Origin of the sequence: Aestuariimicrobium sp. T2.26MG-19.2B (assembly GCF_950101875.1) — a bacterium.
GTDB lineage: Bacteria > Actinomycetota > Actinomycetes > Propionibacteriales > Propionibacteriaceae > Aestuariimicrobium > Aestuariimicrobium kwangyangense.
On sequence record NZ_CATNLW010000001.1, the window covers coordinates 20,266 to 44,006 of the forward strand.

Genomic DNA, 23,741 nt, shown 5'->3' on the forward strand with positions numbered 1-23,741 from the left:
GCCGATCGAGAGACCGTCAGGAGCGGTTGGCCTCGATCAGTTCGCGGAGTTCCCGCACCCTCTCCACCGACGCCTCGACCCCTTCGGCCCGCTGGATGGCCAGCAGCATGCTGGTCTCTCCCTCGGGGTGGTCCTGGGAAGGAGCCAGGGTGAGGTAGGCCCAGGCGTCGCCTGACCCGATGCTGACTCCTTCGAGCTCGTCCCAGCCGTAGCGACGGGTGCTGACCACGTTGCGTACCTTCAGACCCTCCGTGGTGGCCACGGCCGACGACAGGCCGACGGTCATCATCAGCCCAACCATCAGCGCCACGAAGAACAGCAGGGTGGCGATCTGCGGCACGGTGAACTGCGCTCGCACGCGTGGGTCGAGCATGAACCAACCGAACAGCGAGGCACTGACCAGCAGCACCGACAGGCTGATGGCGGTCCGCATCACGGGAAGTGAACGGAAGACCCGCTTCTCGCCGGGTTGCAGGCGCTCGCTCACGTAGGCACCCCTCACAGCCGGCAGGCCGACAGTTCGGTGATCAGGATGGCTCGCGCCCCGACCTGCCACAGTTCGTCCATCAACCGCTGGGCCTGCGCCTTGGGCACCAACGAGCGGACGGCGCTCCATCCCGGCTTGGCCAGGGCCGAAACGGTCGGACCCTCCAGCCCCGGGGTGATGGCACAGGCCGCGTCGAGGTGCTCGGCGGCCACGTCGTAGTCGACCAGCACGTAGTCACGGGCGACCAACACGCCGGACAACCGTCGGAGCACCTGCTCGACCAGTGCGTTGTGTTCGAGCCCGACCCTCTCGATGAGGATGCCCTCGGAGATGCAGATGGGCTCGCCGAACAGTTCGAGGCCGGCCTTGCGCAGCGTCGTCCCTGTCTCGACCACGTCTGCGATGGCGTCGGCGACTCCCAACCGGATCGACGACTCGACCGCCCCGTCCAGCTTGATAAGGCGAGCCGTCACTCCACGCTCGGCCAGGTAGGCCTCGACCAGGCCCGGGTAGGAGGTCGCGATCCGGGTGCCCTCGAGGTCACCCACCTGCCAGTCCGCGCCGCCGGGAGCGGCGAAACGGAAACGGCTGCGGCCGAAGCCCAGACCCATGATCTCGTTGGCGGAAGCTCGGGAGTCAGTCAGCATGTCGCGTCCGGTGATGCCCAGATCGAGGGTTCCCTCCCCCACGTAGACGGCGATGTCGCGGGGACGAAGGTAGTAGAACTCCACCTGGTTCTGCTCGTCCAGCAGCACCAGTTCCTTGGTGTCGGCACGGGTGCGATACCCGGCCTCACGCAGCATCTGGATCGCGGACTCGGACAGTGACCCCTTGTTGGGGACCGCGATCCGCAGCAGCGGCGCACCCGATTCGTCAGTCATGTCAGTCCTCACAGGTGCTTGTAGACGTCTTCGAGGGAGAGGTCGAGAGCGATCATCATCACCTGCAGGTGGTACAGCAGCTGGCTGATCTCTTCGGCGGCCTCGTCCTTGGACTGGTACTCAGCGGCCATCCAGACCTCGGCGGCCTCTTCGACCACCTTCTTGCCGATGGCATGCACGCCCGCATCCAGGCGCTGGACGGTGCCCGATCCCTGGGGGCGGGTGGCGGCGGTGTGACTCAGCTCGGCGTAGAGCTCTTCGAAGGACTTGCTCACGTGGAGCAAGACTACCGGGGTGGGGACAGTGCCCCCACCCCGCGCATCGTGGCGAGACCCGCGAGGATCAGAGGCTGACGCTGACCCCGCTCGGGCTCTGGTCGTGCGCTGCGTCCGCTTCCACGGCACGGTTGCGCCGCTGGACCTGCAGCCACGTGACGAACCCCCAGAGTACGAACGCTCCGTAGATGACGTACATGAGCGCGCTCGGGTAGTACTGGGCCTTCCACAGCAGGGGTACGCCCACGATGTCGACCGCGATCCAGATCAGCCAGAACTCGTTCCAGCCCCGGGCCATGCCGTAGGTCGCGAGGATGCTGCCGGTCAGGATCCACGCATCTGCTGCGGGACCCCACGAGCCGAGTGCCCGGAGCACGTAGAAGCTGGCCACGAAGATGACCACACCCCCGACGCCCAGCTGCAGCAGCCCCCACTTGCCAGCCCACCGAGGCTGGACGCCCACCCCTTCGTCCTCGTGTCGCCGGCGGTAGGCGGCCCAGGTGATCCAGCCGTAGACCGAGGTGATCAGGAAGAAGACCTGGCGTCCGGCCTGCCCCCACAGGTCGAGGTTCTGCGGGGTGTGGAAGACACCGCCCAGGAAGACGGTGAACAGGATGACGTTGCCGAGGATGCCGATCGGCCAGGCGGAGACCCTGCGGCGCATGCCGAGCACTGCCGACGCCAAGCCGAAACCGTTGCCGATGATCTCGCGCCACAGGATGGGCTTGCCGAGACCGAGGTCGAGTTGAGCATCCAGCAACCGGGTGAGGAGGTCGAACATGGGTGTCCTTTCGCGCGGTTGCAGCGATGCACCGGGGCGAGAAGGACAGGCAGGCACGCGGAGCGCGCCAGCTGACCTCGTGTTCCTCCCATCCGGACTTTCACCGTCGGTACTGGAGTTCCACCAGTTCAACCTCGGCGTTGGTCTCCCAACGGCCTCGGGTCGCGGACTGTCACCGCCGGCTCGGACTTTCACCGACCCCGGAACACTGTGCTGCGTCGCCTGTCGGCGACCAATGGATTCTGGCACTCACAACGACATGCCGCCGAACTTTGTTCCCTCGGTGGACGGCCAGCCACCCCAAGGGATTCACCGGCCCGGCGCCGGAAGCCCTGTTCCGCTCAGGCTGTCAACGAGACGCCCAGCAGCGCGTCGATCGCCGCGACGGCCTGCTCCGGGTCGTCGGCACCCTCACCGGCCAGCGTGCGTCGGGCCCAGTCGTCCACCACGACCAACGCCGCCGGTGCGTCGAGGTCGTCGCGGAGGCTGGTCCGAAGGCCCTTGACGAGCGCCTCGACCGGCGCGGAACCTTCCGCCCGCGACACTGCCTGACGCCAAGTAGCCAGTCGCTGCTCGGAAGCTTCGAGTTGGGTGTCGGTCCACTCCCAGTCGGAGCGGTAGTGGTGGTCGAGGAGCGCGACCCGGATGGCGGTCGGTTCGGCACCGTTCGCGCGCAGGCGTGAGACAAGTTCCAGGTTGCCCTTCGACTTCGACATCTTCTCGCCGTCCAGGGCGACCATGCCGGAGTGGACGAAGGCATCGGCGAGGGGTTCGCCGGAGGCGACCCGCGCCTGGGCGGCGCACATCTCGTGATGGGGGAAGGCGAGGTCGGACCCGCCCCCCTGCACGTCGAAATGTGGCCCGAGATGGCCCAGGGCGATGGCGCTGCACTCGATGTGCCAGCCGGGTCGTCCCTCACCGAGCGCCGTCGACTCCCAGTGGGGTTCGCCGTTGCGATGGAGGCGCCAGACCAGACAGTCGAGCGGGTTGCGCTTGCCCTCCCGATCGGGGTCCCCGCCCATCTCGACGAACTTCTTGAGCTGTGCGTCGTGGTCGAGGTGACTGATCGACCCGAAGCCGGGAGCGGTCGACACGTCGAAGTACCAGTCCGGGTGCTCAGGGTCGTCGACCTGGTAGACGGCCCCGCTCGGCAGCATCGACTCGAGCAAGCCCAGCACCGACGGGACTGACTCGACGGCCCCGATGTAGTGGTCAGGCGGGATCACCCTCAGCGCCTCCATGTCACTGCGGAACAGGTCGGTCTGGTCGAGGGCGAGGTCCTGCCAGCGCACTCCCGTCTGCTCGGCCCGCTCCAGCAGCGGTTCGTCGACATCGGTGACGTTCTGGGTGTAGTTCACCGCGAGACCGAGGTCGCGCCAGACCCGGTTCATCAGGTCGAAGGTCAGGTAGGTGTTCGCATGACCGAGGTGGGTGGCGTCGTAGGGGGTGATTCCGCAGACGTACATGCGAGCCGTGCCGTCGACCGGGCCCACCTCGACCAGCTCCTCACGGGCGGTGTCATGCACCCTCAGTCGCGAGGGGGCGTCATCGGTCTCGACCGTGACGCGGGGGACGAAGGGACGAGTCCAAGCCTGCATGGCGGTCAGCCTAGCTGTGGCTCCGGCACCGACACCTCGCCCGTCCAGCCGTCCACGCGGCGCATCAGCCGGGAGCGAACAGGCCCGGTCCAGAGCTGTGCTCGGGGCCCGGTGAGCCCCCGGTTCAGGGTCATTGCCCACCCCGCCCCGGGGACCGCACCAAAAAGCAAATGCGGGACGACCACACGAGGGCCTACGGTGAGCGCATCGAGATCCCGCCACGGAGCGGGCCCACTGGAAGGAGGACGTCATGGCCCATGGACGGCTGCATGCCCACACCCGTTTCGTCCTCGGGGGTTCTGCCTGACAGACCTCCGACTCTCCAGGAGACCTGCCTTGAACCCCTCTTCCTTCGACTGGTCGACAGTCGATCTCACCTTCGGTGCCACCGACCTCGACGAGAACCAACGATGGTCGACGTGGCCAGACATCGGGGTCACCCAGGGCCCCCCACCACAGCCCGCCTGGGTGGTGCAGCACGAGGCCGCCCGTGACACCGAACTCGGCGTGCTCAAGACCGGCAAGGAGGCCGACGCCCACCTGATCGAGCGTGCACTGGTGCCCGCCGAGCGCACCGGCGCTGTCGGCGAGTGGTCCATGCTGGTGGCCAAGCGGTACCGGTCCCACGACCATCGCTCGTTCGGCGGGTTCGACACCTACCTGGCGGGCGTACGCACGCGCAACACGCGTGAGGGCCGCGCCAAGCGCAAGGGGACCGACCTCGGTCGGGAGGTCGCCGTCGTCGAATGGGCGCGTCGCGAGTTCGACCTGCTGTCGACCTTCTGGTCGGCGGGGCTACCGGTGCCGTACCCCGTGCAGGTGACCGGGACAGAACTGCTGATGGAGTTCATCGGTGACGCCCCTGCGCAGCAGGCTGCGCCCCGCCTGGTGCAGACCTCACCCGACCCCGCCGAGTTGGCCGATCTGGCTGGACAGGCTCGTCGGGTGGTCGTCCGGCTGGCGGAACTCGGCTGGGTGCACGGCGACCTGTCGCCCTACAACACGCTGGTGCACGAGGGACGACTGGTGGTCATCGACGTGCCCCAAGCAGTCGAGTTGGTGGTGCATCCCCAGGCCCACGAATGGCTGCTGCGCGACTGCACCAACCTGTGCGACTGGTTCACCCGCCGAGGTCATGCCGAGGATCCCCAGGAGTGGTTCGCGGAGGCCGTCAGCGCGGCCTGGTGAACGGCGGAAGGTCGGGGATGGTTCGTCCGATCGGTGGCCGGTTCCGCAGGGGTGTCTCGATGATCGGCGTGGTGCTGGTGCCCGCGCCAGCCGCTGGGTCTGCGCTGGTCCGGGTGTCGTCCGTCAGCGATTCGCGGTCGGCCGAGTCCTGCTTCGCGGTGGGGGCCTTGACCAGCAGTCCCTCGCAGTACAGGTCGACCTCCGTGGTGGAGGGCTTCCCCGAGGTCGCGGTCCACTGCGGGGCGATCCGCATGATCCCCAGGCCGGTCAACTCGACCGAGAACAACACCTGCTTGAGATCGGGGGCCAAGCACTCCAACCGTCCGGACCGCTCGCCGGCGGTTCCGTTGTTGCCCCCCTGCACCACGTCCTCGTACCAGGCGAAGAACCCGGTTGCATCCTCCAGCTGCAGACTCAGGTTGCCGACCCTCGATGAGACGGCACCCGTGGGTTCGCGACGTTCACCGACGGCTGTCGACGGGATGGTCACCACCACCTCTGGCGGCTGCACCCGGCTCACCCGGGAGCAGTCGAGCCCGTCGATCGTCAGCCTGAAGTTGTTGACCAACCACTGTGGCTGCCGAGCCTCCTTGGGGGTGGCGCTGGCGGCGGGCGAGCCCGCGGTGCGGTGCAGGCGACCGGCGTGCAGGGTTGCCGTCACCACTCCCCGCTCGGATCGAGTGGCGTCCAACAGGGGGAAGGCCACGTGCAGTTCGGTCAGCTCTCCCCACTCCAGACGTTGCGCCTCCTCACCGGTGGTCGAACGAAAAGACAGCGACCCGCGCGAGGGAACGGTGCGCTGGTTCACCGCTGCCATGATCCAGTCGGGCAGACCGGAGTCGAGGGCTGCGCCCATTGTCCAGGAGAGGGGTTCGTAGAGCGGGTGCGAGACGTGCTGGTTGATGGTGTCGCCGGGACCTGGCAGACCGACGATCATGCTCGACAACGCACCCCCCGTCACCGAATCGGTGATGCCGACCTGCACCCCGTCGACCTCGACCACCGCCAGCCGCGAATCGGACCTGACCACCCCTGGCATGACCCACCCCCTTGTCGGAATGCTCCAACGCTACGACCGGTGGCCCGCCGGGGGAAGGTTTCCGCGAACCTGCACCGGCGAGGGTTCAGATGGGGGGCCAGGGGATCGTGCGCCAGCCCTCGTCGCGTGGTTCCGGGAAGGTGCCGCGGACGAGGGCCTCGGTGACGCGCTCGTGGAGGGCGTCGATCTCGTCGTCGGCGAGCCAGGGCCCGACGATGTCCTCGGCCAGCTCGAGGGTGCGCTGCAGCAGGTGCTGCTCGTCGCTGGTGAAGGGCTCAGAGGCCCAGCCCCACAGGATGGTGCGCAGCTTCGGGTCGGCATTGAACGTCAGTCCGTGATCGACGCCGAGCACCTGGTCACTCGCGGGCCGGTGCAGGATGTGGCCCCCCTTGCGGTCGGCGTTGTTGGTGACCAGGTCGAAGAGGGCCAGCCGGCGCAGCCGCGGATGGTTCGCGTGCACCAGGGCGATGTCGCGGTCACTCTCGTCCGCGCCCACGAGCATGCCAAACCAGTCGGCCGGCACGTCGTCGACCAGCACGAGCGCGGCCAGGTCGTCGATGGCGTCATCGACCCAGTGCTGCACCGATCCGGGCCCGAACGGTCCATCGGCGCGACAGGTGAAGGGTACGCAGTCGTACCCCACGGCTCGGGAGAGGTCATGGGCGGCGATCTCCCGCTGGCCCAGGGTGCCGATCGGGAAGTCGGCCAAGGGCGCCTCCCCGCGCACGGGCTTGTAGACCCACTTGCGGTTCGCCTCGTCCGCGACCAGGAAGGTCGCATTGGATGCCCGCACCAACCGCCCGGTCACGACGAGTTCGCCGCGTGGCGGTTCGGCCAGGTCGTGGCTGAAGCCCGGGGGCTGGACGAGGTCGAACTCCTCCTCGTCGTCCTCGGAGGGAGCGCTCGACTGCTCAGTCACCTGTGGCTCATTCGCGAGCGAACAACGGCCGCCGGTACCCGTTGGCCCGCGGGCAGATGTGACCGTCGGGGTTGATCGGCTGCAGGCAGAAGGGGCACGCGGGCCGGCCCGACTCGACCAGTGCCTTCGACCGGGCGACGAACTGACGCGCCTGCCCCGTGCTGAGCCTCACGTCGACGGAGTCACCGGACTCGTCCTCGTCATCGACACTGAACAGTTCGATGGCGATCTTCTGCCGTCCCGAGTCCCACGCGAGCGACATCGAGCCCACCCGGAACTCCTCGTCCAAGGGTTGGTCCAGCGGGTCCAGGTCGTCGGCGACGGTCACGGGAGCCGCGACCTGCTGAGGCTGGTCGACCAGCTTGGTCAGCTCGTCGAGGATGCGTTCGAGGTGCTCGGCCAACACCTGCACCTGTTCCTTCTCGCACAACACGCTGACAATGCGGTTGCCCTCGCGGGCCTGCAGGTAGAAGGCGCGCTGGCCCGGCTGGCCGATGGTGCCCGAGACGAAACGGTCGGGGTCGTGGAAGCTGAAGGTGGACCGACTCATGGGGCCACTGTAGAAGATGCGTCGGAATCGGTCGGGTCATTGCCCACGGGGGCGCCACCGGTGGCACCCACTCCCCCACCGACCTGACCACCCGCCGCGTCAGGGGTGCGGACGAAAGCCCCGATCGGCCCGGCAACCGAGTTGACCGTCGCCACCCGGACGATGGCCTGCGGACTACCGGCCTCGGCACCGGGAGGCGGCAGGTGGATGATCGAGGCGGACGCGGGGTCGACCATGAGGGACTGCACCCGGTCATAGTCCATCCCCAGCGCCCAAGTCAGCAGCCCGCTGATCGGGTCGCCGTGGCTGACCAACAGCCAGACTGCGTCGACCGGCAGACGCGCATTCCAGTCGAGCACCGCGTCGACCACCCGTTCACGCACCTCGAGCATGCGTTCACCGCCGGGGAACTGGGCCTGGCTGGGAGCGGTCTGCACGGTGCGCCACGCGGGTTCCTTCGCGAGGTCCTTGAGCAGACGGCCCGACCAATGCCCGTAGTCGGTCTCCTGCACCCGCTCGTCGGTGGAGACCTCGATGCTGATGCCCGCGATGTCGAGAGCGCGGCTGGCGGTCTGCTGGCAGCGCTCCAGAGGACTGCACACGACGGCGGCGAGCCTCACCCCTGCCAGCCGCTCACCCAGCGTGGCGGCCTGCTGGTGGCCGACCTCGTCGAGGACGATGCCAGGGGTGCGCCCCGCCAGCGTGCCCGCAGCGTTGGACGTGCTTCGTCCGTGGCGGACCACGACCAGAGTGCTCATGGGGGCGACACTACCCAGCCGGTGGCTAGGGTGTCGTGCGTGAAGGGCATGGAGGAACGCCACGTCGGCGCGTCGGGACTGAAGGTCTCGACCGTCGGCCTCGGCACGATGACGTGGGGGCGTGACACCTCGCCCGAAGTGGGGCGCCACCTGCTTCGCGGCTTCGTGGACGCCGGCGGCACGCTCGTCGACACTGCGCCCGCCTATGGCCAGGGGATCGCCGAGAAGATCATCGGCAAGTCGATCCACACCGACCTGCGCCGAGACGACCTGGTGATCGCCACCAAGGCCGGCTTCGGCCTCCACGACGGTCGCCGCGTGGTGGACACCTCGCGACGCACCATGCTCACCGACCTCGCAGCCTCGCTGCGGCGTCTGCACACCGACCACGTCGACCTCTGGCAGGTGCACGCGTGGGGCGATGCCCCGCTGGAGGAGACCTTGGAGGCCCTCGACCAAGCCGTCAGCAAGGGGATGGCCCGATACGTGGGGGTGTCGAACTTCGTCGGCTGGCAGACCGCCCAGGCAGCCACCTGGCAGCGAGCGTTGCCGGGCCGGGCGGCACTGGTGTCGGCGCAGGTCGAGTACTCCCTGTTGGCCCGCCGGGCTGAGGTCGAGGTGGTGCCGGCGGCTCAGGCGCTCGGCCTGGGCGTGCTGGCGTGGTCGGCGATCGGCCGGGGGGTGCTCACCGGCAAGTACCGCACCGGTGTGCCGCGAGGGTCACGTGGGGCCCTGGACCATTTCTCCTGGTTCGTCGAGCCGTATCTCGAGCCGAAACCGCGTGCCATCACCGATGCGGTGGCCACCGCGGCCCAGGGGCTCGAACTCTCACCTGCCCAGGTCGCGCTGCTGTGGACCCGTGACGCACCCGGGGTGGCGTCGGCGCTGGTCGGCCCGCGATCGGTCGCCCACCTCGACGAGCTGATGGGGGTGGTGGGCCAGCGTCTTCCCGGTGAGATCACCGCAGCCCTCGACGACATCTCCGGTGGCCCGAACGTCGCCCGTCATCTCTCGTAGGTCAGGGAAGGCGGGCCGACGGAGGCTCAGACTCGGTCGAGGAAGTGGTCGAGCACTCGGGCGCCGAACTCCAGTGACTCGAGCGGGACCCGCTCGTCCACCCCGTGGAACAGCGCGGTGAAGTCCAACTCCGGGGGGAGGCGGAGCGGGGCGAACCCGAAGCAGTTGATGTCCATGCCCTCGAAGCCCTTCGCGTCGGTACCCGCGCTCAGCAGGTAGGGGACGGCCTTGGCGTGCGGGTCCTCCTGGCTGAGGCTCCACTGCATGGCGTCGACCAGACCGCCGGCGAACTCCGTCTCGACTGCTCGGCGTCGCACGGTCGTCTCCACCTGGATGGTCGGTCCGGCCAACTCTCGGACGGTGTCGATCAATTCCTGCTCGAACCCCGGGATGAAGCGCCCGTCGAGCTGGGCCTCCGCTCGTCCGGGAATGACGTTGGCCTTGTAGCCGCCCTCGATCATGGTGGGGTTCACGGTGTTGTGCATGGTGGCGCCGATCATGCGGCTGATCGAACCCAGTCGTTCCAGGGTCTGTTCGACGTCGTCGTTGTCGACCTCGATGCCGAAGGCGTCCTCGACCTCGGCCAGGAAGGCCTTCTGGGCCGGGTGCAGGCGGTCGGGCCATCGGTGGGTACCGATCCGGTGCAGGGCGCCGGCGAGTTCGGTGATGGCGTTCTCGTGGTTGCGCATCGACCCGTGGCCGGCGCGGCCCTCGGCAATCAACTTCAACCAGACGAGCCCCTTCTCGGCGGTCTGCACCAGGTACAGGCGCAGGTCTTCGCGGACGGTCAGCGAGAACCCGCCCACCTCGCTGATGGCGTCGGTGCAGTCGTTGAACAGTTCGGGACGGGTGCGGGCGAGGGTGTGGGAACCGAGCTCTCCCCCGGCCTCCTCGTCGGCGAAGAACACCATCCGGATCGGACGACGTGGGGCACGTCGCTCGCGCACCCTCGATCGCACCACCGAGAGCAGCATGGCGTCGAAGTCCTTCATGTCGACAGCTCCGCGTCCCCACAGCATGTCGTCCTTGACCTCGGCCGCGAACGGATCCACGGACCAGTCGCCGGCCACTGCCGGCACGACGTCGGTGTGACAGTGGATCAGCAGTGGTGGGACGGAACTGTCGGTTCCCTCGGGTTCCCAGTGCGCGACCAGCGTGCTGCGGCGGGGTTCGGTCTCGATCAGTTCGGACGAGATGCCGACCTCCGCCAAGTACTCGGCCACCCGTTCTGCGCACTCGCGCTCGCCCTTGGACTCCCCGGCACCGTAGTTGGTGGTGTCGTGGGTGATCAGGTCGCGACAGATGTCAACCACCTCCGCGTCCGGCCTGCGTGAGGCGTTCTCGGTCTGCACGGGAGGGGTCTGGGACGAGGGCTGACGGCTGGTCATGTGACTCATCCTGCCAAGTCGCGGCGGGGTCGCCCAGTCGGCGCGACTCGATTTCTGGTGCCGTGCGGCTGGTGCTATTGTTCAAGGGCTGTCCGGGCGACCGGGCAGTGGAGTCCGGGTGGCGGAATAGGTAGACGCGCTAGCTTGAGGTGCTAGTGCCCGTTAAGGGCATGGAGGTTCAAGTCCTCTCTCGGACACACTGGTGAGAAGTCCCGGGACATCGATTGATGTCCCGGGACTTCTTGTTCGTCAGGCCCTTTTCGAGGCGGAGGCCGGCCGGCGCAGTTGTTGCCATCGCGGGGCGGTTGCCCTCATTCGGTGCCACTTGCCCTCCTTCGGTGCGCTTGCCTCCGTTCCGTGCCAGTTGCCCTGATTCCGTGCGCTTGCCCCCGTCCAAGGGCAGGGCAGGTGAGCGGCACGAGGGCAGGTGGTGCAGGACGTGGGCATCTGGCGATTCCGGTCTGGATGACCCAAACCACCTCACTGGGGCCGCGAGCACACCACCATCACGGTGCGGATTCGCCGCTCAGCGAGATTGGTCACCTGGTTGGCCGCCATCTCAGCGAACGCGTCGCCGAGGAAGGTCGCGAACGTGACCGGTGGCTGGCCCTCCCGCTCGATGCGAGCGCGCACCTGCCGGAACCACTCGAGACTCTCGTCGGAGGAATCCGCCTGCTCCACCACCTCGAAACCGGCCTCAACGAGCAGCTGCCGTGTCCGGTCCGGGGTTGCCAACCAGCTGGTCGACTCGTCCTTCGCCCATGGCACCGGGTAGTGGACCTCACCGCCCTCCCCCTGCAGGACGTCGTAGAGGACGAATCGTCCGCCTGGGCGAAGCACTCGGAATGCCTCGGCGTACAGGGCTGCCTTGTCAGCGATGTTCATGCCTGCGTGGACGGTCACGACCGCATCAACGGAGGTCTCGGGCAGCCCAGTCGCCGTCGCGTCCCCCACCATGAAGTGGGTTCGGTCCGAGAGGCCCGTCCACTGCGAGAGCGCGGTGGCGAGTTCGACGAACTCCGGGGTGAGGTCGACGCCGGTGACCGTGCAGCCAGTGGTCTTGGCGATCGTCCGTGCGGGACCGCCCAACCCGCTGCCCAGATCGACCACGTGGGAGTCGGACGTCACAGCCAGGGCTGCGACGATCTCCATCGACGCTGCCCGACCGCGGATGTGGAACTCGTCCAGCGGTGCAAGGTCGTCAGGTCGTAGCCGACAGGGGTCGAGTCCCGCCTCCTCCAGAGCCGTGCGGACCGCTTGGACGAGGCCTCCGGGGCCACCGTAGAACCGAGCAACCTGTTCCATCAGGCCATGGTGGCAGTTTCCGATCGCGGTGGCTCTCGTGGACGACAACTCGGGTCCAGGGGCCGTCTTGTCGTCCGTGTTGCCCTCAGTGCGACCCAGCTGCCCCCGCACGGCGCATCTGCCCCCGGGGAGGCGTGGGGCACGTGCTCGGGACGGAGGCAAGTGGGACGAGACGGCGGCAAGTGCGACGGGACCGCGGCAAGTGCGACGGGACCGCGGCAAGTGCGACGGGACCGCGGCAAGTGAGGAGCGACGCGACCTGCTGGCGACTGCATCGGTCCTGTGGGTTTCGCCGCGTCCGGGACGAGTCAACGACTCCTGTCCGCCCCTGGGCCGCGGACCGCCGACAGGGTCAACTGGCGTCGGTGGTGGTCGTAGTGCTGGGTCGGGTAGTGCAGCACGGCATGCAGGGTCATGTAGTCGACGAAGTAGGGGTCCCATCGCGTGGGGAAATGCATGCCCCGCGCCAGTTCATCCGCGGTCGCCGCGTGCAGCCGCCGGGCCAGTTCGGCCGTCGTGGTGTCGAACAGCCGCTCCATCCGCGCATGCCCGAGCACACGGGCGCCACCCAGGGAGCCCCAGTAGTTGACCACGTGGAATGGACGCCAGAGCGAGTTGAGTACGGTCGCGAAAGCACGGGAGGTCCAGCGCGGTAGCCGGCTGAAACCGCGCACCAGGCCCAGCAGGTTGCGCACCAGCAGGTAGCCGAAGAGCATGTGGAACAGCAACTGCTCGTTCGTCCATCGAGTGCCGTCGCTGCGGCTCAGCAACTCCGACCGGGAAGCCGTGGTCAGCAGGTGCCGGAAGTCCTCGTCCACCCGACGCAGTTCTGCCTCGATGGACTCCCGACGGTCCTCGTCATCGAGGTCACTCCGGTGACTCCCACCTCGGTCACTGCCACCCCTGTCACTGCCACCCCGGTCACTGCGACCTCGGTCGTGGTCACTCCGGTCGATTCCGCGCGCTTCCATACCTCCATGGCAGCCCGGGACAGAGACGGGGTCAACCCCTGAGTGGCTTCACCCGACCTCGTCCGGAGCAGCTGATGCCTCAGCGCGGCCGGGCATGACCATGCCCAGCCGATCCAGCTCCAGTCTGGCCAACGCCTCCACCACCCGCGGGTCCCGCCGACGCCAATCACCCATCGGGTCGGCGGACACCTTCGCCAGTTGCGGCATCGGCTGGTGTGCGAGGGCCCTCAGCGCGAACAGGTCAAGATCGGCGTCCGCGTCGATGAACCGCTGGGCCGCTGACGCATTGCGGACGAACGCGACGCGTCGCGGCACCCACCAGGTCAGGACCAGCGCGATCGGCGCGAGGGCCGTCACCAGCCCAAGCACCGTCGCCACCGAACCGATCATGGCCACCTGCTGGTGGGCCTGCGCCACCAGGCCGTCGAGGTCACCGGCCATCCGGTCGAACGGGCGCATCAACTGGTCACCCACAGCGGGCACCCGGCCCAGCTGCGAACTGGCCTCCCGCAATTGGGAGGCGATGCTGCCGGAGGTGTTCGCCGTCTGGCGGATCGGGTCGGCCAGGTGCGCGATCACCCGGTGGACGACCACCCCGGCCCAGACCCAGCCGACCACCCAGCACACCACCAGGAGGTCTCCCACGGCTTGTCTGGTGGCCCTCCGCCCGCTGGCGTAGATCCGCATCGTTGCCCTCCGCATCGTGTCGACATCGCTCAGCTTCGCAGAGCGGGCAACCTCAAGTAGCCCTGCAGCGTTTCCACGGCAGGACCGCCCGCGGCTCGCGGAGGGCGCACCTTGGGGGGTGCGGATGGCCCTCGAATGTGTTCATGATGGAGTGGCAGGTTCGCCTGCGATCCCCCCACGCACCACCCCCGAGACGCGGCCAACGACCCCGATCCGCGACCCAGTCACCCGACAGATCCAGCACCGATACATGACACACGAATGTGAGCAGCCCATGAGGTACGGACGCCACGTGCTCGCCGCCACGGCCATGACAGCCATGGTGGCCAGCATCTCCCTCACCGCAACCGCTCCCCCGGCCGAGGCGGCCCCCCGCGTCGACACCGAGCATGTCTCCTTGTCACCCGCCACCTCCTCCAAGAAGGTGACGGTCGACCAGAAGGCCTACACAGTGGTCGCCGAGATGGGGCAGACCGCCACCCGCCCCTTCGACCTGGTCGGATTCACCTGGTCGTCGCAGACCGGCAAGGTCGCCGTCCAGTACCGCGTGCTGCACGGATCCACCTGGTCGGCCTGGGACGTGCTCGAGGTCGACTCCAGCGAGCGGGGCCGGCCCGGGACTGACCCCGTCTACACCGAGCAGGCCTCTGGTGTCGAAGCCCGCGTGATCACCACCGATGGCGGCTCGGTCACCGACGCCAAGGCCACCTTGATCGACCCTCAGCAGGTGCCTTCCGACGCCGCTCCGGCACAGGTCACCACCCAGGCCGTCTCGGGCTACACGCCTCGTCCGGCGGTCATCACGCGAGCGGCGTGGGGCGCGGACGAGAGCTTGCTGTCGACCAACGGGGCCGACTGCGTGCCCCCGGACTACGACACGACCACCAAGGCGGTGATCGTGCACCACACGGCGGGGTCCAACTCCTACACGAAGGACCAGTCCGCTTCGATCGTGCGCGGCATCTACCGCTTCCACGTGCTCGACCGGGGCTGGTGCGACATCGGCTACAACGCGCTGGTCGACAAGTACGGGCAGATCTTCGAGGGACGCCACGGCGGCCTTGAGTACCCCGTGCACGGCGCCCACGCGACCCTGTGGAACACCGACACGTTCGGGGTCAGCGTGATGATGGACTCCAACACCGCTGCGGTGACGGCGGCGACGAAGTCCTCGCTGACGCGGATCATCGCCTGGAAGCTGGCCAACAACTACCGCCCGGCCCAGGGACAGGTCACGCTGGCCGGCAAGCAGATCAACATCATCTCCGGACACGGTGACGTGATGCAGACCGAGTGCCCCGGCACGAATCTGCGGGCGTACCTGCCCACGTTGCGCACCCAGGTCGCGGCGGCGCTCAGCACCACGACACGGCTGCAGAGCCGCTGGCAGCAGTTGGGCGGGGAGTCCGGCTCGCTCGGGCCGGTCTTCGTACTCGAACGAGACCTCATGGGCGGACGAGTCGTCGACTTCAAGGGCGGGACCCTGTTCCTCACCAGCGGGGGGCAGATCCTCCAGCTGAACGCACCCATGGCTGCTCGGGCCCGCGCTGCCGGTTACGCCGCGCTGGGCTGGATGCAGGGCAATCCCGTGGCCCGCTCCGGTGGGCTGGTCGCCACCTTCCCCAATGGGGAGGTGCACTGGACGAGCTCGACGGCGGCAGCCCTCGTGACCCCGCCCGTGCTCACCTGGCTCAACGGTCACCCGACGCTGAAGACCCAGCTCGGACTCGCCGTCGGTGACCAGACCCGTACCTCGTCGGGCGCCCTGGTGCAGCAGTTCCAGAACGGGGCACTGCTGCAGAAGTCCGACGGGAGCTTCCAACTCGTCACAGCACGCTTCCCCGACAAGTTGGGTGACGTCATCGCCGTCGACACCGCCCAGAACAAGCTGTGGTGGATCCCCGGACAGGCCGACGTCAGTGGCGGCAAGCCACTCGAGATCGGACGAGGCTGGGCCACCACCACCTGGATCAGCCAGATGGGTGACATCAACGGCGACGGGCTCACCGAACTCGTCGCCCGCCGGGACGACGGAAGCCTGTGGCTCTACCGCAGCGTGCCCACCGGTGGCTATGCCGCGGGCGAGAAGATCGGCCGGGGATGGGGTTCGATCCGCCTGATGGTGATCGTCAACGACCTCAACGGCGACAGATTGCCCGAGTTGATGGCCGTCGACGCCCGACAGAACCTCATCCGGTACTCCTTCAACCCCAAGGGCGGCTACCTCACTGGCGCCAGTGTGGTCGGGAAGAACTGGGACAACATGCAAATGCTGACCACCGTCGACCAGTTCATCGGCGATCCGACGCCCGATCTGCTCGCGGTCGACAAGTACGGCCGACTGTTCGCCTACGCCCTCAATTCCGGCGGCAACACGACCGAGTCGAAGCAGGTGGGCCACGGCTGGGGCGGGATGAACCAGATGTGGTCGACGGGTGACCTGAACGGGGACGGACGCCGCGACCTGCTCGGTCGAAGCTCCGGCACCGGCCAGATCCTGGGTTACCTCAACGCTGGCAACCAGTCCTGGCAGGGCACCGGCGTCTGGTACGCGCAGGGGTCGGGGTACCGACTCCTCGCCTGACCGCCCGGCCCCGACCCGACGGCCGGCATGAGCACTGGTCATGTCGGTCGTCGCGGTTGCGCCAACACCCATCCGGCGGGATGAGCGGCGACCAGACCCCGCTCCTCCAGTTCACCCAGAGCCGCCAAGCATTCGGGTGGCCGCAGCCCGGTCGCCTCGGCGATCTCGTCCATCGACGTGGGGCGCCGCGGGTAGAGACACTCCCGCACCTGCACGAGCATCTCCGGCAACTCGTCCAAGAGGCTGCCCTGAACGGGTCGCTCAGCAGCCTCGCGGGTGGCGTCGAGTGGCAGCAGCAACTCGCGCACATCACCGGCATTCGACACCAGCGCGGCCTCGCCGCTCTGCAGCAGTCGGTTGGTGCCCAGCGACAGGGTCGAGGTGACCGGTCCGGGCACGGCCATCACCTGCCTGCGTAGCCGACTGGCCCAGGCGGCTGTGTTCAGCGCCCCAGAACGGTGCGCAGCCTCGACCACCACCACACCTGCGCAGAGGGCAGCGATGATGCGGTTCCGGGCCAGAAAGCCAGCCTTGGTGGGACGCCCGCCGGGAGCGACCTCCGAGACCAGCAGCCCGCGTTCGGCCACAGTGGCCAGCAGACGTTCGTTCCCCTTGGGGTAGTACTCGTCGAGTCCACCGGCCATCACCGCCATCGTGGACCCCACCGACAGAGCTCCCCGATGGGCGGCGGCGTCGATGCCGTAGGCGCCTCCGCTGACCACGACACAGGATCCTTCCCCGCCGCTACCACCGGCGGCGAGGTCCGCGCCGAGGTCGCTCGCGACCCGCTCCCCATAGGTCGACGATGCGCGCGACCCCACCAGCCCCACCGCGAGGGCACCATCCAGCGACAACGGACCGCGCAGCCACAGACCGAGCGGGATGCCGCCCAGTCCGGGGTCGAGTCGCCCGGGATCGGGTGTGGACAAGGCATCGAGACCGGTGTGCCAGTCATCGTCGCCCGGGACGACGAACCTGAGACCGAGCCGACTGGTGGCTCGCTCCACCTCCTCGGCGTCGACCGAGCGGGCTCGTTCCGCCAAGCTCGTCCTCGAGGTTTCGCGCAGGGTCTGCCACACCTCGACGGGGCCGTGCTCAGCCACCAGATCAGCCAGAGCTCGCATCCCTCCCCCACTGGCTGCCGCCAGACAGGCCCTGGCCTGACGCTCAGCCGACCAACTCATGCCGCCACCTCGGCACCCTCGCCACGACGCATCGCCAAGGCAGCCCGAACGTGGGCGACCTCGACGGCGTCTCGTCCACCCAGGTCAGCCAGGGTCCACGCCACCCTCAGGACCTTGTCGACACCGCGTGCGCTGAGTTGGCCCCGCACCAGGGCCAGGTCGATCAACTCGCCACCCCCCGGTGGGGGCAGATGGTGACGCAGCACGCTGCCGGGAACCTCACCGTTGACCTGGAATCCGAGCGGAGCGAGGCGTCGACCCTGCCGCTCACGGGCCTCGGCGACCCGCCCCGCCACGACGGCCGACGACTCAGCACGGGACAGGGAGGCTTTCAGGTTGGCATTCCTCAAGGGGACGAGATGTTGCTGCAGGTCGATCCGGTCGATGATCGGCCCCGAGATGCGGTCCTGGTAGTGGCGCACCGCCATCGGGGCGCACTTGCAGTGCAGGCCGACCACCCCGAAGTTGCCGCACTGGCACGGGTTGGCCGCCAACACCAACTGGAACCGGGCCGGGAATCTGCAGGTCACCTGGGACCGGGCTATCGTCACCCACCCCGTCTCGAGTGGTGTCCTCAGCGCCTCGATCACGTTCTTGGGGAACTCGGGGGCCTCATCGAGGAACAGCACACCCCGGTGCGCCAACGAGACACTGCCCGGGCGGGCGATCCTGGGACCTCCCCCCACCAGGGACGACATGGAGGCGTTGTGCAGGGGGTCGGCGAAGGGCGGTCGGGTGACCAGATCACCATCGAGGATCCCCGCCAGCGAGTGGATGGCCGACACCTCCAGCGCCTCGGCCGGGCTCAGGTCGGGAAGGATCGTCGGCAGGCGGCTGGCCAGCATGGACTTGCCCACACCCGGAGCCCCGTGCAGGAACAAGTGGTGGCGTCCGGCGGCGGCCACCTCGAGTGCGAACCGTGCCTCCGTCTGGCCGGCCACGTCGGCGAGGTCAGGCTGTCCGATGGCATCGGCCGGTGGTTCGTCCGCGCGGGGCGTCAGCGTGGGGTGGACGGGGCGCCCCTGGAGCACCTCGACCAGGTCGGGCAGGGTGTCGATCCCCCACACCGCCAGACCCTCGACCAGGCTCGCCTCACGCAACTGGCTGGCGGGCACGACGGCGCGAGTCATGCCGGCCTCGACCGCCGCCAGCAGGCCCGGCAGGACTCCCCGCACGGCCCTCACACGTCCGTCCAGACCCAGTTCCCCGAGCAGCACCGTCGTCAGCACCGACTCAGGCGGCACCACGTGCAGGGCCGCCAACACGGCACCGGCGATGGACAAGTCGTAGTGCGTGCCCGACTTGGGCAGGGAGGCGGGGGTGAGGTTGATGGTCACCAACTGGTCGGGCCACTTCAGCCGGCAGCCCTGAATTGCCGCCTTCACCCGATCGCGGGCCTCGTACAGTGCCGTGTCAGGTAGCCCGACCAGCACGGTGCGGGGCAGTCCACCTCCCAGGGCCGCCTCGACCTCGACCAGTTGGCCTTCCAGCCCGATCAGGCCCACCGAGAATGCCGAGGCCCTCATCGGGTGATCCCGCGGACGTGAGTGAGGTCGACCCCGTCGCGGTCACGCACCAGGCCGATGGCGTCGATCCTGACCCGGCGTGCCGACACGTTCCGCTCCCGGAGCCACCACAGCGCCAGTTCGTGCAGCTTGCGCACCTTGGCGACGGTCACCGCCTCGAGGGGATCCCCGTAGCCTCGCCCCGACCTGGTCTTGACCTCGATGAACACGATGGTGCCGTCAGGTTGTCTGCCGACCAGGTCGAGTTCACCGACCGGGCACCGCCAGTTGCGGTCGAGAATCGTCCACCCGAGGTGGGCGACGTGAAGGGCGGCCTGGTCCTCGCCCCAGCGACCCAGCACACCCGTGATCCGTGCCACCGCCATGGTGACCACCTCCCTCACAGGGAAGTGATACGCGCGCCGGGCCCAGACGTGCCGATGTCCACAGGCTCACCGGCGAAGCAGCCGCTCGACCCGAGTTGTCCACAACTCCAAGGGATCCTGCGACCTGGCGCGGACCGTGTGCCCGCGGCCGCGGGGTCACTTCTGGTCGGGCACCTGCAGGTCGGAGTGCACGATCTCCTCGATCGACACGTCCCTGAAGGTCAGCACCTTCGCCGACTTCACGAACCTGGCTGGGCGGTACATGTCCCAGACCCACGCGTCGGCCATTGAGACCTCGTAGTAGACGTCGCCACCTTCGGTGCGCACCTTCAGGTCCACGGCATTGCAGAGGTAGAACCGTCGTTCGGTCTCGACCGCGTAGGTGAAGATGCCGACGACGTCCTTGTACTCGCGATACAGGTCGAGTTCGAGTTTCGACTCGTACGCTTCGAGATCTTCGGCGCTCATGGTGCCTTCACTGTAGCCGCTCGCCTGACGAGTTCGAACCGGCGGCGATGGATGTCCGCAGGCCCGAATCGGTCGAGTTCGGCCTGGTGTTCGGGGGTGCAGTAGCCCTTGTGGACGTCGAACCGGTACTGCGGATAGTGGGCGGCGATGTCGGTCATGATCCGGTCGCGCGTCACCTTGGCGATCACCGAGGCAGCCGCCACGCAGGCCGCCACCCGGTCGCCCTTCCACACCGCCAGACCGGGCACCCCCAGGCCATCGACGGGAAAACCGTCGGTGAGCACGAACTCGGGGGTGACCTCGAGCCGTGACACCGCCCTCCGCAGGGCTTGGATGTCGGCGACGTGCATGCCGAGCCGGTCGCACTCGTCCGCCTCGATGCTGACGCAGCTCACCGCGACGGCCTTCGCCATGATCTCGTCGAAGCACCGCTCCCGCGCCTTGGGGGTCAGCAACTTGGAGTCCCGCAGCCCCGTGATCTGCCGCGCGGGGGTGTCGGCGAGCACCACGGCGGCGGCCACCAGCGGACCGGCGCAGGCACCGCGTCCGGCCTCGTCCGCCCCCGCGATCGGCGAGAAGCCAGCGCGTGTGAGGGCCCGTTCGTAGCCGTACAGGCCTCGTCCCGGACGGATCACTGGCAGCCGACCCCCTCGGGGACGATCTTCGCCTGGGCCGGCGGGGCGGCCCCGGCAGGAACGGATGCGAAGGTGGCGGGGCGCTTCAGCTGGTGGAAACGGTCGAGCGGGGCGACGATCTGAACCGCCGGCCCGACCACGTCGCCGACGGGGACGAAGGCGCTGGCACCGCGAGGCCTGCCGTCATTGGTGATGTCGGCCAGGTGACAGCGCGAGTCGAACGAGTCGTTGCGGTGGTCGCCCATCACGAAGACGGTGCCCGCGGGGACGACCACCTCGAAGGGAACCTCAGCGGGCGCGACCTGGCCCTGGGCGTCGGAGTACAGGTACGAGGCCTCCTCGAGGGGACGGCCATTGACGGTGAGCTTGCCCCCCGTGGTGTACGTCACGGTGTCGCCGGCCACCCCGATGACACGCTTGATCAGGTACTGCGAACTGGAGTTGGGCAGCACCCCCACGAACTCCAGACCACGCCGCCACCCGGTGGACGGATCAGCCGCCGGCAACCAGCCACCGGGATCCTTGAACACCACCACGTCGCCTCGTTTGAAGTGGGTCACCTTGCTGACCACCACCCGATCACTGACCTGCAGCGTGTTCTCCATCGAACCCGAGGGAATCACGAACACCTGCCCCAGGAAGGCGCGGATCAACGACGAGATCACCAAGGCGATCACCGCGATCACGACGAGTTCCTTGGCCCACCCCAGCAAAACCGCCAAGGGGCTGCGTGAGCGCGACTGCCGCGAATCCGGGCCCGAACCCGAGGGATGCTGACCCGAGTGGTCGCCCGACTCCGGGGTGGTGGTCGGCTCGTCGGTCACGCGGGCTCCTCGGACGATGAGGCACGGTGGCGCCTCGTGGCTTCCCCATCCTAGAGGCCCACGACCGACACCTCCTCGGTGCCGACGGTCGACGCCCCCGACAGTGGGACTCGTGCCGACCCCGGACGCAGAACGTCCCGGCCCCCCAGGGGGACCGGGACGTTCAACGGGAAGCCGACTCAGGCGTCGCGCTTCTCCTTGATCTTGGCGGCCTTGCCGCGCAGTCCGCGCAGGTAGTACAGCTTGGCGCGACGCACGTCACCGTGGCGCTCGACCTCGATCTTCTCGATGATCGGCGAGTGCAGCGGGAAGGTGCGCTCGACGCCGGTGCCGAAGGAGACCTTGCGGACGGTGAACGACTCGCGAACGCCGCCACCGGTGCGCGAGATGACCACGCCGGCGAAGACCTGCACACGGGAGCGGGTGCCCTCGATGACCTTCACGTGCACCTTCACCGAGTCGCCAGGGCGGAAGGTGGGGATGTCGTCACGCAGGGACGACTGGTCAATCTGATCGATCAGCTGGCTCATGCTGTTTCCTCGCCGGTGCCATGGGTCACCCGTGAAAAGTTCAATGGATGGTTGCCTGACCTCGGACGATCCCCCCATGGCAGGAGCCGCAGCACGGGCAACAGCTGCTCATTCTGCCATGCTGGCCACCCGAGCGCGAATTGGGCGAAGAGCCGGTCGGCGACCGCCCCGGATCCAGAACAGCCGCAATCGGGTGCAACCAGATCGCGGCGGGGTGCGTACTCACAGTGACAAGCCGCAGCACACCATCGAACCGTCTGGAAGGAGGTGGCGAGGGGCATGGACGAACAGACATTCGACGCCTTCTACCAGAGTTCCTTCTCCCGGGTGGTCGCCCACATCTACGCGATGTGCGGCAACCTGGCCGAGGCACAGGACTGCGTGCAGGAGGCGTTCATCCGGGCTTGGGACCACCGCAAGCAGCTCGACGCCGCGCAGAGTCCCGAGGCGTGGGTACGCACCACTGCCTATCGGCTGGCGGTCTCCCGCTGGCGGAAGGCGCGCCGCGCCTTCCGTCAACCCGACCGGGCCCTCGAGCCCCAGCAGCACCACTCCGCACCCGATCCCACCCGCATCGCCCTGGATCGGGCGCTCGACCAACTCCCCTCCGATCAGCGACGAGTCATCGTGCTGCATCACCTGTGCGACCTCAGCGTCGCCGAGATCGCCGACGAGGTCGGCTCACCAACCGGGACCGTCAAGGCCCGGTTGTCACGCGGACGAGCCGCCCTGGCCCGTCTGCTCTCCGATGATCTGGAGGTCCGTCATGCCTGACATCCACCCGAAGCCCGATCTGGACCAGGCCTGGAGTTCCTTCTCACGAGACACCCGAGGGGTTCCCATGCTTGCACCCGACCAGATCCGACGTCTGGGCGATCGTCGCCGCCTCACCCGACGCGTGACGATCGCGGGGGCGACCCTGAGCCTGGCTGCTCTCACCGGGGTCGGTGTCGTGCTCGGAACCGGGGGGATGCCCCGATCCGGACCCGACATCGCCGGCACACCCAGCGCACCAGTACCCAGTGCGACGGTACCCAGCACCAGCTCCAGCCAATCTCCCTCGACGTCCCCCACGCCCACCGGAGATCGCACGCCCTCGTCCACCGCGAGCAGCCCGACCAGCCCGGACACGGCCGGGATCAGCGACCCGATCACGGTGGCCAACCTGCCGACCAACGCCGAGATCTACCTGCAGAAGCCCGGTGACGTACCGACGCCGTTCATCACCGACGGCCTGTCCACGGCATCGGAGGAGCAGACCTTCTGGATCTGCGAGGACGGCCTGGCCCAGCAGCCCGGCATCGTGTCGTCCAAGTCTGCGATCTTCACCCTCCCCCAAGGCGGCACGTTCAGCCGCGCACACCTGCTGCAGATGGACTCCGCCGCCAGTGCCACCCAACTGGCCGACACGATCCGCTCTTGGAACACCACCTGCGCCAGTCGCGTGCACGGCTACGGCGGGGCGGCGGCCACTGCGGAGAACGAGAAGACCACCACGGTCGCCGGTGCACGCGTCGACTTCTCGGTGCAGATGCTCCGCAAGGACGGTCAGGACGGTCTGTTCAACGGCATCCTCGTGGTCGTCTCAGGCAACCGCGTGCTGATCATCGGGCAGTTCGTGGTGGGGATGGACTACAACGCGGTCGGACCGGCCATGCACGCCGACAATCCCGACCTGCCTCTGGTGCAGACCGCGCAGCATCTCGACACCATCGTCCAGCGGCTCAACTCCTGAGCCGGAGCAGCACCCACGAGGGTCTCCACCACACAGGACGACAGGT

The 23,741-nt window shown here is 68.2% G+C and carries 25 protein-coding genes, 1 tRNA gene and 1 riboswitch; of the genes, 6 read left to right on the forward strand and 20 right to left on the reverse strand.

All coding sequences use genetic code 11. The features are described from left to right. Positions 1-16: 16 nt before the first annotated feature. The 5 genes from QQZ11_RS00095 to mshC form a co-directional block, all read right to left on the reverse strand. Positions 17-487: a PH domain-containing protein gene (locus tag QQZ11_RS00095; RefSeq protein ID WP_284548035.1), complete on the reverse strand. Its 471-nt coding sequence runs from the start codon at positions 485-487 to the stop codon at positions 17-19. Positions 488-498: 11 nt separating this feature from the next. Next, positions 499-1,368, reverse strand: a complete 870-nt coding sequence (gene hisG, locus QQZ11_RS00100) for an ATP phosphoribosyltransferase (RefSeq protein WP_284548038.1) — start codon at positions 1,366-1,368, stop codon at positions 499-501. Between the two features lie 8 nt (positions 1,369-1,376). After that, a complete protein-coding gene (locus QQZ11_RS00105) occupies positions 1,377-1,643 on the reverse strand; it encodes a phosphoribosyl-ATP diphosphatase (protein WP_022909908.1) in 267 nt (88 codons plus the stop codon). A gap of 67 nt (positions 1,644-1,710) precedes the next feature. Continuing rightward, on the reverse strand, positions 1,711-2,424 hold the full coding sequence (pnuC, locus tag QQZ11_RS00110) for a nicotinamide riboside transporter PnuC (RefSeq protein WP_022909907.1): 714 nt from the start codon (positions 2,422-2,424) through the stop codon (positions 1,711-1,713). A gap of 76 nt (positions 2,425-2,500) precedes the next feature. Then, positions 2,501-2,636: riboswitch (FMN riboswitch) on the reverse strand. Positions 2,637-2,765: 129 nt separating this feature from the next. Further along, complete coding sequence (gene mshC / locus QQZ11_RS00115) at positions 2,766-4,022, reverse strand: cysteine--1-D-myo-inosityl 2-amino-2-deoxy-alpha-D-glucopyranoside ligase (RefSeq protein ID WP_284548040.1); 1,257 nt, start codon at positions 4,020-4,022, stop codon at positions 2,766-2,768. A gap of 336 nt (positions 4,023-4,358) precedes the next feature. Here mshC and QQZ11_RS00120 point away from each other — a divergent pair, with 336 nt between their 5' ends. Continuing rightward, positions 4,359-5,210: a serine protein kinase RIO gene (locus QQZ11_RS00120; RefSeq protein WP_284548042.1), complete on the forward strand. Its 852-nt coding sequence runs from the start codon at positions 4,359-4,361 to the stop codon at positions 5,208-5,210. Here QQZ11_RS00120 and QQZ11_RS00125 read toward each other — a convergent pair. From QQZ11_RS00125 to QQZ11_RS00140, 4 genes are all read right to left on the reverse strand, one after another. After that, on the reverse strand, positions 5,194-6,249 hold the full coding sequence (locus QQZ11_RS00125) for a hypothetical protein (protein ID WP_284548044.1): 1,056 nt from the start codon (positions 6,247-6,249) through the stop codon (positions 5,194-5,196). The two genes, QQZ11_RS00120 and QQZ11_RS00125, sit on opposite strands and share 17 nt — an antisense overlap. Before the next feature lie 85 nt (positions 6,250-6,334). Next, positions 6,335-7,168 (reverse strand): SCO1664 family protein, encoded by an 834-nt coding sequence (locus QQZ11_RS00130; RefSeq protein WP_284548046.1) that lies wholly within the window; start codon positions 7,166-7,168, stop codon positions 6,335-6,337. Between the two features lie 7 nt (positions 7,169-7,175). Continuing rightward, positions 7,176-7,718, reverse strand: coding sequence for a DUF3090 family protein (locus tag QQZ11_RS00135; protein WP_022909902.1), 543 nt, complete (start codon positions 7,716-7,718; stop codon positions 7,176-7,178). Continuing rightward, the gene (locus tag QQZ11_RS00140; RefSeq protein ID WP_022909901.1) at positions 7,715-8,476 is read right to left on the reverse strand and encodes an MSMEG_4193 family putative phosphomutase; all 762 of its coding nucleotides are present in this window, start codon (positions 8,474-8,476) and stop codon (positions 7,715-7,717) included. Before QQZ11_RS00140 ends, QQZ11_RS00135 begins: the two co-directional genes overlap by 4 nt. Before the next feature lie 48 nt (positions 8,477-8,524). Here QQZ11_RS00140 and QQZ11_RS00145 point away from each other — a divergent pair, with 48 nt between their 5' ends. Continuing rightward, positions 8,525-9,493, forward strand: coding sequence for an aldo/keto reductase (locus QQZ11_RS00145; protein ID WP_284550110.1), 969 nt, complete (start codon positions 8,525-8,527; stop codon positions 9,491-9,493). Between the two features lie 26 nt (positions 9,494-9,519). Here the strand turns inward: QQZ11_RS00145 and QQZ11_RS00150 are convergent, their stop codons facing one another. Continuing rightward, positions 9,520-10,881, reverse strand: a complete 1,362-nt coding sequence (locus QQZ11_RS00150) for a M20/M25/M40 family metallo-hydrolase (RefSeq protein ID WP_284548048.1) — start codon at positions 10,879-10,881, stop codon at positions 9,520-9,522. A 112-nt stretch (positions 10,882-10,993) separates the two neighbouring features. Here QQZ11_RS00150 and QQZ11_RS00155 point away from each other — a divergent pair. After that, a tRNA-Leu gene (locus tag QQZ11_RS00155) sits at positions 10,994-11,078 on the forward strand. 283 nt (positions 11,079-11,361) lie between these two features. Here the strand turns inward: QQZ11_RS00155 and QQZ11_RS00160 are convergent. The 3 genes from QQZ11_RS00160 to QQZ11_RS00170 form a co-directional block, all read right to left on the reverse strand. Further along, positions 11,362-12,186, reverse strand: coding sequence for a class I SAM-dependent methyltransferase (locus QQZ11_RS00160; protein ID WP_284548050.1), 825 nt, complete (start codon positions 12,184-12,186; stop codon positions 11,362-11,364). A 308-nt stretch (positions 12,187-12,494) separates the two neighbouring features. Next, positions 12,495-13,157: a DinB family protein gene (locus QQZ11_RS00165; protein WP_284548051.1), complete on the reverse strand. Its 663-nt coding sequence runs from the start codon at positions 13,155-13,157 to the stop codon at positions 12,495-12,497. A gap of 48 nt (positions 13,158-13,205) precedes the next feature. Further along, complete coding sequence (locus QQZ11_RS00170; protein ID WP_284548052.1) at positions 13,206-13,802, reverse strand: hypothetical protein; 597 nt, start codon at positions 13,800-13,802, stop codon at positions 13,206-13,208. 292 nt (positions 13,803-14,094) lie between these two features. On the opposite strand from QQZ11_RS00170, the gene QQZ11_RS00175 reads away from it, so the two are divergent. Then, positions 14,095-16,428 carry an FG-GAP-like repeat-containing protein gene (locus QQZ11_RS00175; protein WP_284548053.1) on the forward strand — a complete coding sequence of 778 codons (2,334 nt, stop codon included), beginning with the start codon at positions 14,095-14,097 and terminating at the stop codon, positions 16,426-16,428. Between the two features lie 38 nt (positions 16,429-16,466). Here QQZ11_RS00175 and QQZ11_RS00180 read toward each other — a convergent pair whose 3' ends face one another. The 7 genes from QQZ11_RS00180 to rplS all read right to left on the reverse strand — a co-directional run bounded on the left by QQZ11_RS00180 (position 16,467) and on the right by rplS (position 21,960). Beyond that, positions 16,467-17,612, reverse strand: a complete 1,146-nt coding sequence (locus QQZ11_RS00180; protein ID WP_284548055.1) for a DNA-processing protein DprA — start codon at positions 17,610-17,612, stop codon at positions 16,467-16,469. Beyond that, complete coding sequence (locus tag QQZ11_RS00185; RefSeq protein WP_022909893.1) at positions 17,609-19,138, reverse strand: YifB family Mg chelatase-like AAA ATPase; 1,530 nt, start codon at positions 19,136-19,138, stop codon at positions 17,609-17,611. The genes QQZ11_RS00180 and QQZ11_RS00185 overlap by 4 nt, the downstream gene beginning before the upstream one ends. Next, complete coding sequence (locus tag QQZ11_RS00190) at positions 19,135-19,503, reverse strand: YraN family protein (RefSeq protein WP_040437961.1); 369 nt, start codon at positions 19,501-19,503, stop codon at positions 19,135-19,137. The genes QQZ11_RS00185 and QQZ11_RS00190 overlap by 4 nt, the downstream gene beginning before the upstream one ends. 156 nt (positions 19,504-19,659) lie before the next feature. After that, positions 19,660-19,971, reverse strand: a complete 312-nt coding sequence (locus tag QQZ11_RS00195; RefSeq protein WP_022909891.1) for a DUF2469 domain-containing protein — start codon at positions 19,969-19,971, stop codon at positions 19,660-19,662. Continuing rightward, positions 19,968-20,606, reverse strand: a complete 639-nt coding sequence (locus QQZ11_RS00200; protein ID WP_022909890.1) for a ribonuclease HII — start codon at positions 20,604-20,606, stop codon at positions 19,968-19,970. The genes QQZ11_RS00195 and QQZ11_RS00200 overlap by 4 nt, the downstream gene beginning before the upstream one ends. Next, positions 20,603-21,430 carry a signal peptidase I gene (gene lepB, locus QQZ11_RS00205; RefSeq protein WP_284548056.1) on the reverse strand — a complete coding sequence of 276 codons (828 nt, stop codon included), beginning with the start codon at positions 21,428-21,430 and terminating at the stop codon, positions 20,603-20,605. The genes QQZ11_RS00200 and lepB overlap by 4 nt, the downstream gene beginning before the upstream one ends. A gap of 179 nt (positions 21,431-21,609) precedes the next feature. After that, the gene (gene rplS / locus QQZ11_RS00210; RefSeq protein WP_022909888.1) at positions 21,610-21,960 is read right to left on the reverse strand and encodes a 50S ribosomal protein L19; all 351 of its coding nucleotides are present in this window, start codon (positions 21,958-21,960) and stop codon (positions 21,610-21,612) included. A gap of 279 nt (positions 21,961-22,239) precedes the next feature. Here rplS and QQZ11_RS00215 point away from each other — a divergent pair, with 279 nt between their 5' ends. Together QQZ11_RS00215 and QQZ11_RS00220 are read left to right on the forward strand one after the other, a co-directional pair. Then, on the forward strand, positions 22,240-22,734 hold the full coding sequence (locus tag QQZ11_RS00215; RefSeq protein ID WP_022909887.1) for an RNA polymerase sigma factor: 495 nt from the start codon (positions 22,240-22,242) through the stop codon (positions 22,732-22,734). Positions 22,735-22,801: 67 nt separating this feature from the next. Beyond that, complete coding sequence (locus QQZ11_RS00220) at positions 22,802-23,695, forward strand: hypothetical protein (protein ID WP_284548058.1); 894 nt, start codon at positions 22,802-22,804, stop codon at positions 23,693-23,695. Positions 23,696-23,741 lie beyond the last annotated feature (46 nt).